This is a genomic window from Mycobacterium sp. PS03-16 (assembly GCF_004570325.1).
Lineage (GTDB): Bacteria > Actinomycetota > Actinomycetes > Mycobacteriales > Mycobacteriaceae > Mycobacterium.
Window position 1 is genome coordinate 214,876 of record NZ_SPQO01000001.1, and the last position, 14,798, is coordinate 229,673.

A 14,798-nucleotide genomic window follows, 5' to 3' on the forward strand; every position below is an offset into this window, starting at 1 on the left:
GACCCACCTGTCACAGCGCCCCGTTACGATCGGTGACATCGCCGTAAGGGCCAAGGGGAGGTATCGACCCGGTGAGCATCACGCCCGACGAGAGCCCGCGGCTCAACGCCTCCGAGCGCAGCACCTACCGGGCGCTGATCGACCAGCTCGAGCCCAACGACCTCGTCGTCCCCGGGCAGCGGGTCACCGATCACCTCAAGGACCACGAGGTCGACTTCGTCGTCGCGATCGAGGGCGCCGGCATCGTCTGCCTCGAGGTCAAGGGCGGCGAGGTGTGGCACGACGGCGACGGCTGGCGGCAGATCCGCGGCGGCCGCGAGTACAAGATCGAACCCGTGCGGCAGACCCGCGAGGCCTGCTACGCCCTGCGCGACTTCGTGGAGAAGGACCCGCGCTGGACGCAGAAGCGGCTGCGGTGGGACCACGTCATCGTGCTGCCGAACACCGAGCTGCCCGACGACTTCGGTCTGCCGGAGTGTCCGCGCTGGAAGGTGATCGACCGCAACGACATCGGCGATCTGGTCGCCAAACTGCGCGAGGTGTTGATCCGCCAGGAGCTGGAGCGCCCGCTGCTCTCCCGCGACGGCATCGAGCAGCTGGCGACCGCGCTGAGCGGCCGAGGCTTGCCGCAGCGCGACGTGGTGGCCCGCGCCCTGGCCAACGAGGACGCCGCCGACGCGCTCACCGAGCACCAGGCCGTCATTCTCGACGCCATCCGGATGCTCCGGCGCGTCGAGGTCCGCGGCGGCGCCGGCAGCGGCAAGACCTTCCTGGCGATGGAGCAGGCCCGCCGGCTGGCGCAACGAGGCGAGCGGGTGGCCCTGGTGTGCTACTCGCACGGCCTGGCGTCCTACCTGGAGAGGGTGACCGCGACGTGGCCGCGCCGCCAGCAGCCCGCGTATGTCGGCGAGTTCCACGCGCTCGGGGTGCAGTGGGGTGCGCCGCAGGGTCCGGACGAGTCGCTGCGCACCGAGGAGACCGTGCAGTTCTGGGAGCACGACCTGCCGCTGCAGATGGCCGAGCTGGCGGAGCAACTCAAACCCGGCCACCGGTTCGACTCCGTGGTGGTCGACGAGGCGCAGGACTTCGCCGACGCCTGGTGGGACCCGCTGCTCGCCGCGCTGCGGGATCCGGTCGAGGGCGGCCTCTACGTGTTCACCGACGAGGGGCAGCGGGTGTTCAACCGGCACGGCTCGCCGCCGGTGCCGCTCGTGCCGCTGATCCTCGACCACAATGTGCGCAACACCCGCCAGATCGCCAACGCGTTCCAACCGCTGGTCGACCATCCGATGCGCTTCCTCGGCGGCGAAGGACCGGCGGTCACGTTCGTCGCGTGCGACCGCGAGGAGGCGCTCGACGCCGGGGACGATCAGATCGAGTCGTTGCTCGAACAGGGTTGGCGCTCGGAAGATCTCGCGCTGCTGACCACCGGCAGCCGGCACCCCGAGCAGGCCGAGCGGCAGAAGGACGGGCACACGGCGTACTGGGACACGTTCTGGGACACCGACCAGGTGTTCTACGGCCACGTCCTCGGCTTCAAGGGACTCGAGCGACGCTGCGTCGTGCTCGTCGTCAACGAGACGAGCAAATTCGAACGCTCCCGCGAGCGGCTGTACGTCGGATTGTCGCGGGCGCGCGACCAGCTGGTGGTGTGCGGGGATCCCGACTTCATCCGCGAGGTCGGGGGACCGGACCTCGCGCGGCGCCTCAACGTGCCATCCAGCTAATCGGCGACGGCTCAATTTGTCATACCCGGCTGGGATAATCGTGAGGTGACGCAAATGATCCATCACCGCCTGCACGTCCTCGAGGCCACTGACTGGAAGGACGGCGTCATCACCCTGCTCGCGCCCGGCTCGCCGTACCGTCCATGGCGGTATGCGTTCGGTGAGGCCCGCCCCGGGGACTACGCGATGCTGGTGCTGGGCACCGACCCGGTGTCGGTGCTGACGGTGCTCGCCCGGGTCGGCGACGAGGGACGGCTGGGCGGCGCGCTGCTCGACGCCGACCGGTATCGCCTCGACGTCGTTGACCTGAGCACCCTGACCATGATGCTCAACCTCCGCGACAACGCCTTCACCAGTTGGCGCCTCGACGATGACGACGCCGAAGCGGTGATCCTGGCGATCCACGAGAGCCGGCTCCACGGCGACCCGTACGACCGCTGCGGTCACTCATCGCTCGTCGCCGCCCGGAACCTGCTGCGCTTCCACGGCAGCTGCCACGGATGCGGCAGCACCATCGATCTGGCCGCGGCGGATGCGCGCGACCACGTGCACGTCCACACCGTCGCGCCGTACCGCCGACCAGATCCTCATTCCCCGATCAGGCTCGGCGAGCAGGACGACCCGCGGGCGGCGTCGCAGGTCCAATCGCTGAGGAGCGTGGCCACGGACTGGCCGGCGGTCATCTGCCGACGCTGCCGCGACCGGATGCGGGACGGCGGCTACACCAGTTTCGTCGAGTTCCTGTTCGCCGAGCACCCGCAGTGTCCCCGCTGCGGCGGACGGCGAACCCAGTCGATCGCGTACGGCATGCCCGTCGACCCCCAGTCGTGGGGCCCATGGATCAGCATGGGTGGCTGCTGCGTCATGGAGGGGCAGTGGCACTGCTCGCTCTGCGAGCATGCGTGGTGAGGCTCCAGAGCCTTCCCCAATCGCCGGCATGGACGAGGAAGCACTGCGGACAGGCCTCCTCCTGCCCAGCTGCGCGATGCTCGGTTGACGCTTGGCATCATGAAGCGACTGAAATCCGAAGCGGCACGCCAGAGTAGGGGGCGCGGGAGAAAACGCCGAAAAAGAGAGACCGAAAGCCGCAACCTCTGTGGTCCCTCGGGATGACCGCACATGTGCGGGATCCGCGCCGACCTCAACGTAGCCCTGCGCCGGACACGTCCGCAAGGTCACCGCGTATTGCGCAGGGCGACCAGCGACACCAGTCCCAGCTCGCGGTACAGCACCTCCGGCGGAAGCTGTCGGAAGCCGCGCACCCCCGGGATGCCGGTCGCCGCCTGCACGATCTTGCGAGCGATCCGGTAGTCCATGTCCTTGAGCGAGCCTCGGTCGGTCGTTGCGTCGAGCAGCGCGGACAATCCGGCCACGGCGAACGGACTCGTGACGTCGAGCATGACGTTAGTGGCGGCGACGAGGTGGCGGGCCCGCTCCCGCACCGTCATCTCCGCCAGCGTGGGCGTCGACCCGTCGATACGCGCCGCGATGCGAGCGACGAACCGGCGCAACCGATGCGGGCCCAACGCGACCGTCCCGGCAGCCGTCACGGACATGCCGAGGCAGTCGATCCGGTCCCGACCGCCGTATGCGGGGTCGTCAGTGCACGGTCGGCCGGTCGCGCTCAGGGCGGTACGCAGCTCCTTGCTCAGCTTCCGCGTGACGCCCAATTCCGCGACGAGTGCGTCGATCCGGGTGTCCACCTCGTGGATCACCGCGAGATCCGGGTGGGCGATCATGAAGTCGTCGTTGTAGCGGGCGTAGAACACCCCGTCGATGTCACTGATCGCCCGGTCCATCGGGACAACGGCCAGGTTCCCGAGCAGTGGAACAAGCGGAGTTCCCATCGCGACGCCGTTGAGGCGGGTGAACTCCGTGCCATCCGCGTCGCGCACCACGGGACGCACCAGCGCGGTGATCAAGTCCCATGCCGTAGTGCTGATCTCACCGCTGGCGGCGCCCAGCGACGCCACGTCCCGAAGGGTGCGCCACAGCGCGGCGTCCGGGCCGACCGGGAGGTTGTCGCCGTACTTCTCGAAGTCGGACTGCAGCACGTACAGCGGCCCGCCCCTCGGCCCGACCCGCTGACGGTGGGCACGGATGTAGGCGGCGAACGCCCGCATCGCTCCGACGTTCGTCAATCCCGGCAGGTACGACCAGACACCGGGCAGGCCATAGCAGCGGGCATTGTGCGACAACACCTTGAACAACGCCGAGCCGACGATGTGATCGACGAAGCCTGCCAGGTGGGCGGTGCGCCGCTTCCCGCCCGTTGCGAGGAACCAGACATCGACGGGCTGCGGCCGGTACGTGCCGTCGGCGATGCTCGCGGCGATCGCGCGCGACAACGTCTTTCGATCCGCCGCCGCATCGAAATAGGTGACCCGGTCGGCTACTTCGCCGAATCCCATCCCGCGTTCGTTGCGCTTGGTGTAGATCCGCAGAATCGTGGATTCGTACGTCGCCGGGTCGATCAGGCAGCGGTCGATGTCGATTGGGTCAAGCGCCATGGCCGGGGCCCTCCCACTGGCCCAGTCGCCACGCCCGCAGGGTGCGCAGCCACCGCTGGAATCGGGCCGGCTCCGGGTCGGGTGGGAGGACGAAGATCATCCGCACCTTGTTCTCGTGGAAGATCGGCGAGAGCCAGCGACCTGCCACCGACACCACCAGCGCGTCGTCGTCGAGGCTCCTCATGGCCGTCGGCAGGATCGCCGGCACCAGGTTCTCGTCGAGCGTCCGCATGACCCGGGCGCCGGCGCGGGTGTGCAGATCGGCGACCACCCCGTCGGGGAAGATGTCGAGGAACTGCGGCCCCAGATGGTCCGGGCTCTGCGGTGCTCTGGGTACTCCCGTGATCGGTGTGATCCACTGGGCGGTGACGATGCGGTCGAGCGCGTCGCGCCCGGTCGGCGCTGGCTCGTGCCAGAACCGGCCCCGATTGGCCGCGCCGCCGGTGACGCTCTGCACCGCGAGGTGGGGCCGGCGGTCCGGGTCGCCGGCCGACGACCGCTCGTAGAAGACCAACGATGTCGCCGAATGGAACGCGAGACATCCCCTGCCCGTCAACGTCGCTCGCATCACGTCGACCGCGGCGGCCCGCTGCCGCTGCGGGATCCACTCCGGGACGGTGATCGTGCCGGCACGCACCGGGCCCGCTTCCCCGGCGAGCGCTCGAATCCAGTCGCCGAGCGGCAACTGGGTGGCAGTGGGCGGTGTGCGGTCCTCGAGGTGCTGCACGTTGATGTGCACGATCAGCAGCACGATCATCGCCGCGGTGAGTTCGACGAGGTCCGAGGCGGGATTCGCATCGATCCACACCAGGATGAACAGCACCCCCGAGAACGCGATGGTCAGGTTGAGCGCCCGGAACCGGGCCTCAGCGAACAGCCGGATCTGGTAGGTCCCGATGAAGCTGCGCACGATGAACAGGGGGAGCAGCGCCAGCAGGAAGGTGAAGGGAATGCCGGGCAGGACGAACAGCCCCAATGCCACCGCCAGTCCCCAGAAGTACAGGGTCACGACCGGCGTGACGAGCAGCAGCCGGTGAAAGAACCACAACCGGTATTCACGCAGCGCCGGAAGGCGCCGTAGGCGAACGAAATCGAAGTAGAACACCGCCGTCGCCTCATAGGCGCCGCGCAGCAGCGGCAGCGTCAGATAGAAGAACTGGAACGCGTCGATGTCGCGCCATGCTTCGAAGCCGGCCGTCAGGTCGAACGAACGCGTGCTCGTGCCGTAGATCCCCGCGATCGCCAGGACGGCGATGGCGTCGAGTCGCAGGCCGAGTCCCGCCAGCGTGGTGGCGATACCCTGCCACATCGGGATTCTCGGTAGGCGAGCACGAAGCGAGCCGGAGGCCCGACGCCGAGGCGATACGCCATTGAGCCGGTACAGCCGCAGCGTGAAGTGGATGGTGATCCAGATCGAAAGCGCATTGGAGGCGATGATCGCGATCACCACGGCGGCGGTGGGGTAGAAGAACACCCCGGCGCCGATCACCACGATCTGTACGACGGTCGGGGCGAAGAGCGTCCACAGCGGCCGGTAGATCCGGCGGGTGGCGTACATGCCCGAATGCAAGACGCGCACCGGCATTCGCAGCGCGAGCTCGACGACGACCAGGAAGGCGTACAGCAGGCCGACCGGATCGTCGTCGGCGGGAAGCAGCCACAGTGCCACCACCGCACCGGCGACCGTCACGGCCGTCGCGGCGATCAGCGACAGCACGAGCCAGCTACCGACCTCCCGCTCAACGGCGTCCCGATCGCGGGTGAGGGACAACCCGCGGAGACGTTCGCGCATCACCTCCAACAGTCCCCACCAGGCGCCGCTGACGATCAGGCTGCCGACGCGCAGGATCATCACCGTGAACGCCGCCAGACCTCCGAGAGTGGAGAGGATGATCAGGAACTCGGCGACGTGGACGACGAACGTCGCACCGTCGACGAGCAGCGCGTAGCGCAGACGATAGGTGAAGTACGCGAACATTCGGCCGGTCAGCAGGCTGGCGTACAGCGAGACCGTGCGTTGCTCGCGGCGCCCGGTGCGGTCGAACCACCGATCGATGTCGTTCACCCGGAGTTTCTCCACCACCGCGGCACGTTCGCAACACCTTTCGTCGGCGATCGCGCAACGCCGACCCCCCGTTGTGGGAGGCTGGCGCGTGCAGTGAGCGCAGAGATGTCCTGCTCCCTCGTGTGAAAGGGTGCATCATGCGGCGAGGCGACGTAGCCGTATTGTCGATTTCCTCGGCTCTGGCCGCGGTCGTGGTCGCCGCCGTCACCTACGGCGTGACCGTTCTCGACCGAACACCGAACCCGTCGGCGATGGTCTCCGACGACGGTGCCGCGAGTTGGCTGGTGCTCACCTGGGCGCCGAGCTTCTGCACCGTCGAACCGGGGAACGCGGCGTGTGAATCCGGCGAGGCCGAGAACGCGGGCCAGACGCTGGTCCTGCACGGCCTGTGGCCGCAGCCGCCCGACCGGCAGTACTGCGGTCTGCCGAAAGACCTGCGCGACCGCGAGTCCGAGCTACCGCCCGTGGAGTTGTCCGCCGACGTCCGGGATCGGTTGCGGTCGACGACCGTCGACACCGCGGCGCTGGTGCCTCACGAGTGGTACACCCACGGCACGTGTGCAGGGGTCTCGCCGGACGACTACTTCAACGACGCAGCCGCCATGACCGAGGAGATGCGCAAGGCCCTCGACCCCGTGTTTCGCGACGCGGCGGGCGGCAGGCTGACGCTGGCAGCCGTCCGTGAGCGCGTCGACGCGGCGTTCGGTGCCGGCGCGGGGGAGCGGGTCGGGCTCGGATGTCGCACGGGTGCCGGCACGGGAGCCGTCGTCGTCGACGTGCGGCTGTCGTTGCCGCCGGTGGTGGCCCTGCGCGACGCTGGCGGCGCCGTCTCGTTGGCCGATGCGCTGCACGAGGGTCCCCCGATGATCGCGCAGTGCCGGCACGGCAGTCTGCCGTGAGGGCACCGCGCCGCGTCACACGAACCCCTCCTCGGTCACCACCACACCGTCGGCGGTGATCCGATGGGCCTGACCGGACCCACCGACGACCCGGCACCAGCTCTGGACGTCCAGCCCGCCATCGCGCAGGACGATGTGGAACCCGCCGTACATCTCCGGGACCGGGAACCACAGCTTCCGACCCGGCACCTCGTGCAGGATGCCCGCCGACGGGTAGCGCAGCAGCTCGTGCGGGTCGCGCCCGTCGAACATCTTCCCGCGGATCCGGCTGTCGATCAGCTCGGCCAGATTCCGGTCGATCGCCCGAATGACCCTCGGCGGCAACGACACCGGAGGCGCCAGTAGCCGAGCGACACCCGTACCGCCGCCATGCCGTTCCACTAGCACGTCATACGGCGTTCGCCCCCGCGCGTCCGTGATCGATCGCAGCGCCCCACGCTCCAGCAGTTCCGCCACGACGTTCGCGGACGCGCCGTGCCACGCCGCCTGGTGCAGCACCGTGAACCACGCCTTGCCGCCCGGCCGCCACCAGTTGATGTCCGCCGACCGGCTTGGATCGTCGAGCAGCGCGAACACCGCCGGCCAGTCACCGGCCTTAGCGGCGTCGGCGAGCTGGTGCCCGGCCGTCACCACCGGATCCGACACCATCGTCGGATCGATCACCCCGGTCCACGCGAACGTCCCCTCTGCGGTGCGCGCCGGATGGAGGCGCGGCGGGTGCAGACGGTGAAGAGCCTTGCGGAACGCGCCGTTCGGATGCGCGGACGGCAACACCCGCGTGACGTCCGCAAGCGCCTCGTCGATATCCACACCTTTCAGTCGCGCACCGTACAGCGCACCGATCGTCGGCGTACGGCTGTGGGCGCCGACGCAGTGCACCAGCACGGTGTGCCCCTCGCCGCGCAACCGCTCGACCGCCCGCACCGCGTCCAGCAGCACGAAGTCAAGGTGCGGGTTTTCGTCGTGTGCCACCCGGTCGATCAATCGCACCTCCACGTGCGGCATCCCCTCCGGCACATCGCCATCGGCCACCCGGCACAGCGACACCACCGCCTCGACGTCGGCCGGCAGCCGGCGCAGCACGCCGATTCCGCCCAGCACCACCTGCGCGTCGTACGGGTGGCGCGCCACGGTGTCGACCGGCGAACCCGGGTAGGCGAAGTCGAAGGGATCCGGTTCACCCTTGCGGTGGATCGCCGACGCCAGGTCGATCAGCCCGCGCGCGGTCATCCCCGGCCACCCGTGCAGCAGCGCCCGCCACTGCACCGGCACCGCCGACGCCCCGTACGCCGCGCCGAGCAGCCCGCCGGCGATCGCCGCGACGGTGTCGGTGTCGTTGCCCGCCCGCACCGCCGCCTCCAGCGCCCGCCGCAGATGGTCCGCGCGGAACACCCCGCGGACCGGATCGTCAACGGGCACCGGCGTGGCGGCGATCGCCGACCACGCGGCCTGCAGCGCGGCCACCACCCAGCCGTTGTTCGCGAACGACGACGGACGACCCGACTCGGCCGCGTCCAGCCGTTCCGACCACAACTTGCGGCGACTCCAGTCGATGTGGCGCAACCCGATTCGTACATCGAGCTCAGAAGCCAGCACCGCGTGGCGGATTGCGCTGCACCACAGCACGCAGGCGTCGCCGGCATCGGGATCGTGGTGGGTCAGCTCGCTCACCGCGCGGGCGGCGTCGACCATGCCGTCCTCGTCGTCAAGGTAGGCGAGCGCCACCGGTGCGGTGCGCATCAGCGAGCCGTTCCCGGCCGTGCGCCCGGTGCGCTCATGCAGCCGGGCCGACTCCGCGCGGGCGCGCGTCGCCGAAATCCCACCCGCGCGGGCGGCGGCGGTGAGCACCGATCGGGTCTGGATTCCGACGTCCTTGGCGCGCAGCGACCACTCGTGCCAACGCGCGACGATCGCGTCCTGGGCGGCCGAGTCGCGCAGGTCGGCGCCGGTCGCGGCGACCTCGGCGATCGCGACCGCCATGGCCGTGTCGTCGGTCCATTCGCCGGGCTCCCACACGCCCCCGCCGACCATCTCCACCGGCAGCTCCGGACCGCGAGCCGGGCCGAACTCATACGGCGCGCCGAGTGCGTCGCCGGCCGCCGTCGCCAGCAGCACGCCTTCGATGCGGTCATTCATCGATGTCATGACATCCCCCTCCGAGCATTTAGCGCGTTTCTGCGCTAATCGAGTATCACTGTACGCTGAGGCACCGACATGAGTCACGAATCGTTCCGGGACGGCAGCGGGCGGACGCTCGCCGACTACCCGCGCCCGTCGGTCGCGGTGGACACCGCGGTGCTGACGTTGGACGCCGACCTCGGGCTGATGGTGCTGCAGGTGCGCCGCAACGAGGGGCCGGGGTGGGCGCTGCCCGGCACGTTCCTGCACGAGGGGGAGCGGCTGGCCGACGCGGTCGACCGATCGCTGCGGGTAAAGGCGAACGTGCGGGGGCTGCGGCCGCGCCAGCTGCAGGTGTTCGACGACCCGGCGCGCGACGACCGTGGGTGGGTGCTGTCGGTCGCGCACGTGCAGGTGGTCCAGAGCGAGCAGCTGGCGTCGCGGTTCGCCGAGACGACGCGGCTGATGCCGGTCGGGCGGCCGGGGCGGCTGCCCTACGACCACGCCGACATCATCGTGCGCGCCGTCGAGCACCTGCGCGCCCGCTACGCCGACGCACCCGATCCGGACCGCCTGCTCGGCGAGGAGTTCACGCTGCGCGAGCTGAGGAGGGCGCACGAGGCGGTGGCCGGCGAGGCGCCGCAGCGCGACACCTTCCGCCGCGCGATGGGGCCGAAGCTCGTCCCGACCGGTGTCACGACGAGCGGCGGCCGGGGCCGTCCCGCCGAGTTGTTCCGACGCGCGGACTGAAATCAGCGTGACGCTTGGTGGCGCGACGCCTGGGCCTGCGCCTCGTCGCGCCAGCCGTCGGCGCGCATGCTGACGCCGGGCCGGTCGATCCACGCGCAGCGCAGGCATGCGGCATGGGCCACCCACTGCACCGCGTCGAGGACGACGCCGGGATGCTGCTCGGGCCAGTGCGCCGGGTCGGGTCCGTAGTACGACTCGTAGAGCTCGCGGAGTGCTTCACGCTGATCCCACAGTCGGCGGACGACGTTGACGCCGGTGGTCATGCGCTTCCAGTACACCCACGACGTGACGCGGCGGGGCGGGAAGAACGCTGCGTAGTAGGGCCCCCACGAGTCGGCGTAGCCGGCGCCCGGTTGCCAGCTGTCCCGGAGGTGAGTTGAAGGGGTGTTCGGGTCGATCGGTCCTGCGTCGGTCATCGGTCTGACGTCTTCCGTCGGCCTCCGCCGTGGAGGCGCTCTTGCCGCACCGGTCGGTGTCGGCCGCTTCGTCATCCGAGCCACCCACGAGCGTGGGGTTGGCGCACCGCCGAGTCGGAGCTTGGCGACGGTGTCTCGTGAAGCGGTTCCAGCCTATCCGCGACGCCCGACAGGTACGCCCGGGCGCGAACCGGCCCGGCGTCACGGCGAACGCGGATACCGTGGACCGGTGACGACCGGGCACCTGTTCGTTGCGCAGGGCGACCTCACGAGGCTGGCCTGCGACAGCATCCTGATCCCGTGCGATTCCGAAGGTAACGTGAATGCGGTCTGGCGGCCGCTGCTGCCGCCGAGCCTCCGGCCGTCGCGGCGCAATCCAGGATGGCTGGTGCTCGACAGCGACCTCGACGACGCGGGCATGGCCAAGCTTCCCGCGGCCGACGGTCGAGCGGTATTCGCTTTCGCCACAGTCGATGTGGACCGCGACGCCACACCGGAGCAGGTTGCCCAGCGGACGTGGGCGGCAGTGGGTCGCGCCGCCACGCGGGTCGAAGCGCATGGCAGGCGGGTCAGGCCGTTGGTGGGGTTGCCCTTGCCCGGCACCGGCCACGGCGGCCTGAGTTCGCATCGCGGGAAGGTCATCGGCGCCCTCCTGGAGCGCTTCCGCAGTTCGCCGGTGAGCGCGGACGTCGCCCTGGTGCTGTCCGACCGGCGCGACTTCGCGGCCGTCCAGGAGCGCCGGAACGACGACGACTGGAGTGACCTGACGGAGGACCTCCGCGGGCACGCCGATCGCCTCGGCGGCTTGGCGGCGCGGCAGGAGCTCGCGCTGTTCATCGGCGCCGGGGTGTCCGTCCCCGTGGGCCTGCCGGACTGGTGGCGCCTCCTCAATGCACTGGCTGAAGAGGCCGGGTTGGAAATTCCGGCCGATGAGAAGGATCAGTACCGGGCGGCGAAGCCGATCGTGGACAAGCTGGGCGCGCGATATCACGAGGCCGTTCGGCGGCAACTGGATACGGACAAGCACGCGGCCGGTCACGCGCTGCTCGCCAACCTGGGTGTCCGCCGGATGGTGACCACGAACTTCGACTGCTGCATGGAGAACGCTCTGGCTCGACCCGTCGGCGAGTTCCGCGTGCTCACTCGCCGGCTGGCGATCGGCGGGGCACCGTGGCTGTTGAAGATCAACGGCGACATTCAGCAACCCGATTCGATCGTGCTGACGAGAGACCAGCTGGGCAAGGATCCGGAAGAGCGGCGCGCCCTGGAGGGTGTCGTGCAGAGTCTGCTGTTGACCAATCACCTGTTGTTCGTCGGCTTCAGCCTCACCGACGACAATTTCCTCGCCCTCGCCAAAGCGGTCTCGAAGGTGCGTCAGCGAGCTCAGGACGAGGCGCCGTCGCTCCCGGGCACAGCCCTGGCTCTCACGGCAGACGGGCTGGAACGGGCAGGCTACAAAGAGCTTCACATGGTGGCGATGAACAAGACGTCACGCGAGGACGGCGCTCGGACGTTGGAAATCTTCCTCGACCGCCTGGTGTGGGCGGCTGCGACTCGAAGTGACCGGGCCAGTGAGTATCTGCTCGACGACCGCTACGCCAGCGGCCTCTCCGATCCCGACTCGAGATTGCGAGACCTGCTCATCGGGCTGGTCAAGAACGCTGGGCCGGAAGTGAGGTCGAGCAGCGGGTGGCAGCAGGTGGCCGACTGCCTGCGTGCGTTGGGAGCCGACGACGAGTTGCTCGGTTAGCGGCGCTCAAACGGGCGCAAGCCGCGCCTGTCGCGAGTGGACTCGGTGGGCGATGGAGCCGAAACTCGTCCCGACGCACCTCGCGAGTGAGCGCTCATGGCTGCGGCGAGTCGCCGATCACGACCATGGCTGCTCTTTCGCGCGCAGCCCTCACCGCCCCGCCAGCCACGCGAAGAACTCCTCCGCGCAGAACACCGGCTTCCCGTACTCCAAAGCCTTGCGCGCCTTGCCCGACTGCGTGCCCACCTCCGCGGTCACCAGCACATCGCAGCGCGTCTTCGACACCGTCTTGACCGGCGTCAGCCCCGCTGCAGCGGCCAGCCGCTCCATCTCCGGCCGCTCCACGATCCGGCCCGAGCTGTCCTGCGCCGTGCCGGTAAAGCAGATCCGCATCCCCGGCGTCAGCGTCGCCGCGATGTCCTCCTCGCCGGAGCACAGCCCCGCCGTGTCTATCGGAACCCCCAGCAGCCGCGACGCCTCCTCCAACCGCGCCGCCACCTCCTTCGGCAGCTGCACTCGCGCCGCCGCGGCCTGCAGCTGATCCGCCACCGACTGCCGCACAGACGCATCCGCGTCCAAGTCCAATGCCACCGACGCCCCCAACAGCACCGCGCCCACGTCACGGCTGATCCGCAGCAGCGCCGACAAGCCCGGCAGGTGGTCGGCCACCGGCGTCGGCTCGTCGGGATCGCGACTCACCAACAATCCGAAAGTCTCAACGGAATCCGGCTCCTCGAACGGCGACGACCCGTCCTCGGCAGGCAGGCCGGACAACGCCGACAACGCCGACCGCGCCCGCTCCAACGCGGTACGCCCCGACACCCGCGCCCGGCGCAGCTCCACACCCAGCGGCATCGCCGTCACGAAACCCAGGCGCTTCAACTCGAAGTCGATCAGCCCCAGCTGCTCGTCGACGTCGCGACCGACCGGAATGCAGCCGGCCAGCATCGGCGCGATCACCGCCCACGCCTCGCGCAGCGTCGGCGCCAGCAGCACATCGGACACCGTGATGCCGAACGCCGTTCGGGCGTCCGCGAGGTCGCGCTGCGGGTTGATCAGCGTCGACACCGCGGTGCCGTCGTCGAACGCCACCGCCAGCTCGACCGGCCGCGGCCGCGACATCCGCCCCTCGTCGCCGACCGCCAACATGCCGATCGCGCAGTACCGCCGCGCGCCGGAACCCCCGGCAGACACCCGCAGGAACCGGGCGATGCGCCGGTCCGTCTTCAGATCCTTCGGCAGCACAGGGCGTTTCAGCACCAACCCGGCCAGCGACGTGCAGCGGCTTAGCGCGACGTAGAGCTGACCGGTGGAGAACATGCCGCCGGTGAGGTCGACGATCACCCGGTCCAGCGTCTGGCCCTGGCTCTTGTGGATCGTGATCGCCCACGCCAGCTTGAACGGCAACTGGGTGTAGGAGCCGATGACCTCGCGGCTCAGCGACGAACCGGACACCACCGGCCGCGTCGCGTCCCACGTGAACGGGGCAACCTCGGCGACCGAGCCGTCGGGGAACTCCACCTCCACCACCGCGCCGTAGCGGTCGTACCCGACGCCGACCACGCGGCCGATGCTGCCGTTGACCCAGCGGTCGCCCTGGTCGTTGTTGAGCATCATCACCTGCGCGCCGACCTTGAACCGCAGCGTCTCCTCGACGGGCGGCTCGAACAGCGACAGGTCCCCGGACGCGCGGGCCTCATGCACCATCTCGTCGCCGGGTAGCCGTTCGAGGTGCTGGCGGTTGCGGGCGGTGACCAGCCGATTAGTCGGCGCCAGCGTCAGCCAGAACTCGTCGTCGGGCGGGACGAACTCGGCGTCGGCGCGGGCATTGAGCTGCTGCTGCGCATGGCCGAGCAGCACACCTTCGCGAATCTCGTTCAGAATCGCGGTCATCCGGTCGTCGCCGAGCTGCCGGAACACCGTCGTCAGTGAGACGGTCGGGAAGTCCTCGCGCCGGAACGACCGGGCGGAGAAGAAGTACGGCGTCTCATACGCAGACGTGAAAAAGCCGGCCTCATGTTCGCTGACCACCGGCGGCAGCTGGTACAGGTCACCGACCAGGACGATCTGCACCCCGCCGAACGGTGCGTCGGGCACGGGGCCGAACCGCTCGAGCGCGGCGGCCACCATATCGAAGACGTCCGCGCGCACCATCGAGGTCTCGTCGATGATCAGCGTCTGCAGCGACGCCAGCGTCTTGGTGAACCGTCCCGGCCGATACGCGCCGTTGCGGATGTCGTCGAGCGTCGTCGTGGTGCGGAACCCGAACAGTCGGTGGATGGTGTAGCCGTCGACGTTGAGCGCGGCGATGCCGGTCGGCGCGACCACCACGACGTTGCGGTCGGTGGCGGCCATGAACCGCCGGATCAGCGTGGACTTGCCGGTGCCTGCCTTACCGGTCAGGAACAGGTGGCGGCCACCGGCCAGGAGGTCCAGCGCGTGGCGGAACTCGTCGGTGAGGACGATGCCGGCCATTGCCGCACTGTAGCGCGGCGCCGGCTCGACACGGCCAGACCGGCGGCACACTCCCGCCGGCCCGAGGTCCCGGCTCACCGCGATCCGG

Annotated in this window: 9 protein-coding genes, 1 pseudogene and 1 riboswitch; of the genes and pseudogenes, 5 read left to right on the forward strand and 5 right to left on the reverse strand. The window is 69.7% G+C overall.

From position 1 onward, the window contains the following. Positions 1 to 71: 71 nt before the first annotated feature. Positions 72 to 1,727, forward strand: coding sequence for an NERD domain-containing protein (locus tag E4P42_RS01035; RefSeq protein WP_135122492.1), 1,656 nt, complete (start codon positions 72 to 74; stop codon positions 1,725 to 1,727). Between the two features lie 54 nt (positions 1,728 to 1,781). Then, a complete protein-coding gene (locus E4P42_RS27280) occupies positions 1,782 to 2,636 on the forward strand; it encodes a hypothetical protein (RefSeq protein WP_245233830.1) in 855 nt (284 codons plus the stop codon). Between the two features lie 266 nt (positions 2,637 to 2,902). Here E4P42_RS27280 and E4P42_RS01045 read toward each other — a convergent pair whose 3' ends face one another. Continuing rightward, positions 2,903 to 4,237 (reverse strand): hypothetical protein, encoded by a 1,335-nt coding sequence (locus tag E4P42_RS01045; RefSeq protein WP_135122493.1) that lies wholly within the window; start codon positions 4,235 to 4,237, stop codon positions 2,903 to 2,905. Further along, entirely contained in the window at positions 4,227 to 6,320 is a 2,094-nt protein-coding gene (locus tag E4P42_RS01050) for a hypothetical protein (RefSeq protein WP_245233831.1), read from the reverse strand. The genes E4P42_RS01045 and E4P42_RS01050 overlap by 11 nt, the downstream gene beginning before the upstream one ends. A gap of 143 nt (positions 6,321 to 6,463) precedes the next feature. On the opposite strand from E4P42_RS01050, the gene E4P42_RS01055 reads away from it, so the two are divergent. Further along, positions 6,464 to 7,201: a ribonuclease T(2) gene (locus E4P42_RS01055; RefSeq protein ID WP_245233832.1), complete on the forward strand. Its 738-nt coding sequence runs from the start codon at positions 6,464 to 6,466 to the stop codon at positions 7,199 to 7,201. 720 nt (positions 7,202 to 7,921) lie between these two features. Here E4P42_RS01055 and E4P42_RS01060 read toward each other — a convergent pair. Further along, positions 7,922 to 9,346: pseudogene (locus E4P42_RS01060) on the reverse strand (ADP-ribosylglycohydrolase family protein); the annotation flags it as partial. Between the two features lie 69 nt (positions 9,347 to 9,415). Between E4P42_RS01060 and E4P42_RS01065 the strand changes: the two are divergent. After that, a complete protein-coding gene (locus tag E4P42_RS01065) occupies positions 9,416 to 10,069 on the forward strand; it encodes an NUDIX domain-containing protein (protein WP_135122496.1) in 654 nt (217 codons plus the stop codon). A gap of 2 nt (positions 10,070 to 10,071) precedes the next feature. Here the strand turns inward: E4P42_RS01065 and E4P42_RS01070 are convergent, their stop codons facing one another. Further along, entirely contained in the window at positions 10,072 to 10,485 is a 414-nt protein-coding gene (locus E4P42_RS01070) for a hypothetical protein (protein ID WP_135122497.1), read from the reverse strand. A gap of 32 nt (positions 10,486 to 10,517) precedes the next feature. Next, positions 10,518 to 10,628, reverse strand: a riboswitch (SAM riboswitch). Positions 10,629 to 10,714: 86 nt separating this feature from the next. On the opposite strand from E4P42_RS01070, the gene E4P42_RS01075 reads away from it, so the two are divergent. Next, positions 10,715 to 12,235 carry an SIR2 family protein gene (locus E4P42_RS01075; RefSeq protein WP_135122498.1) on the forward strand — a complete coding sequence of 507 codons (1,521 nt, stop codon included), beginning with the start codon at positions 10,715 to 10,717 and terminating at the stop codon, positions 12,233 to 12,235. Between the two features lie 150 nt (positions 12,236 to 12,385). On the opposite strand, the gene E4P42_RS01080 is transcribed toward E4P42_RS01075, so the two are convergent. Next, entirely contained in the window at positions 12,386 to 14,710 is a 2,325-nt protein-coding gene (locus E4P42_RS01080) for an AAA family ATPase (RefSeq protein WP_135122499.1), read from the reverse strand. Between the last annotated feature and the right edge of the window lie 88 nt (positions 14,711 to 14,798).

Excerpts from the sequence above, each read along its gene's own strand:
- E4P42_RS01065 (WP_135122496.1), top strand. The coding sequence starts at position 9,416 with ATGAGTCACGAATCGTTCCGGGACGGCAGCGGGCGGACGCTCGCCGAC.
- E4P42_RS27280 (WP_245233830.1), top strand. The coding sequence starts at position 1,782 with ATGATCCATCACCGCCTGCACGTCCTCGAGGCCACTGACTGGAAGGAC.
- E4P42_RS01070 (WP_135122497.1), bottom strand. The coding sequence starts at position 10,485 with ATGACCGACGCAGGACCGATCGACCCGAACACCCCTTCAACTCACCTC.
- E4P42_RS01045 (WP_135122493.1), bottom strand. The coding sequence starts at position 4,237 with ATGGCGCTTGACCCAATCGACATCGACCGCTGCCTGATCGACCCGGCG.
- E4P42_RS01080 (WP_135122499.1), bottom strand. The coding sequence starts at position 14,710 with ATGGCCGGCATCGTCCTCACCGACGAGTTCCGCCACGCGCTGGACCTC.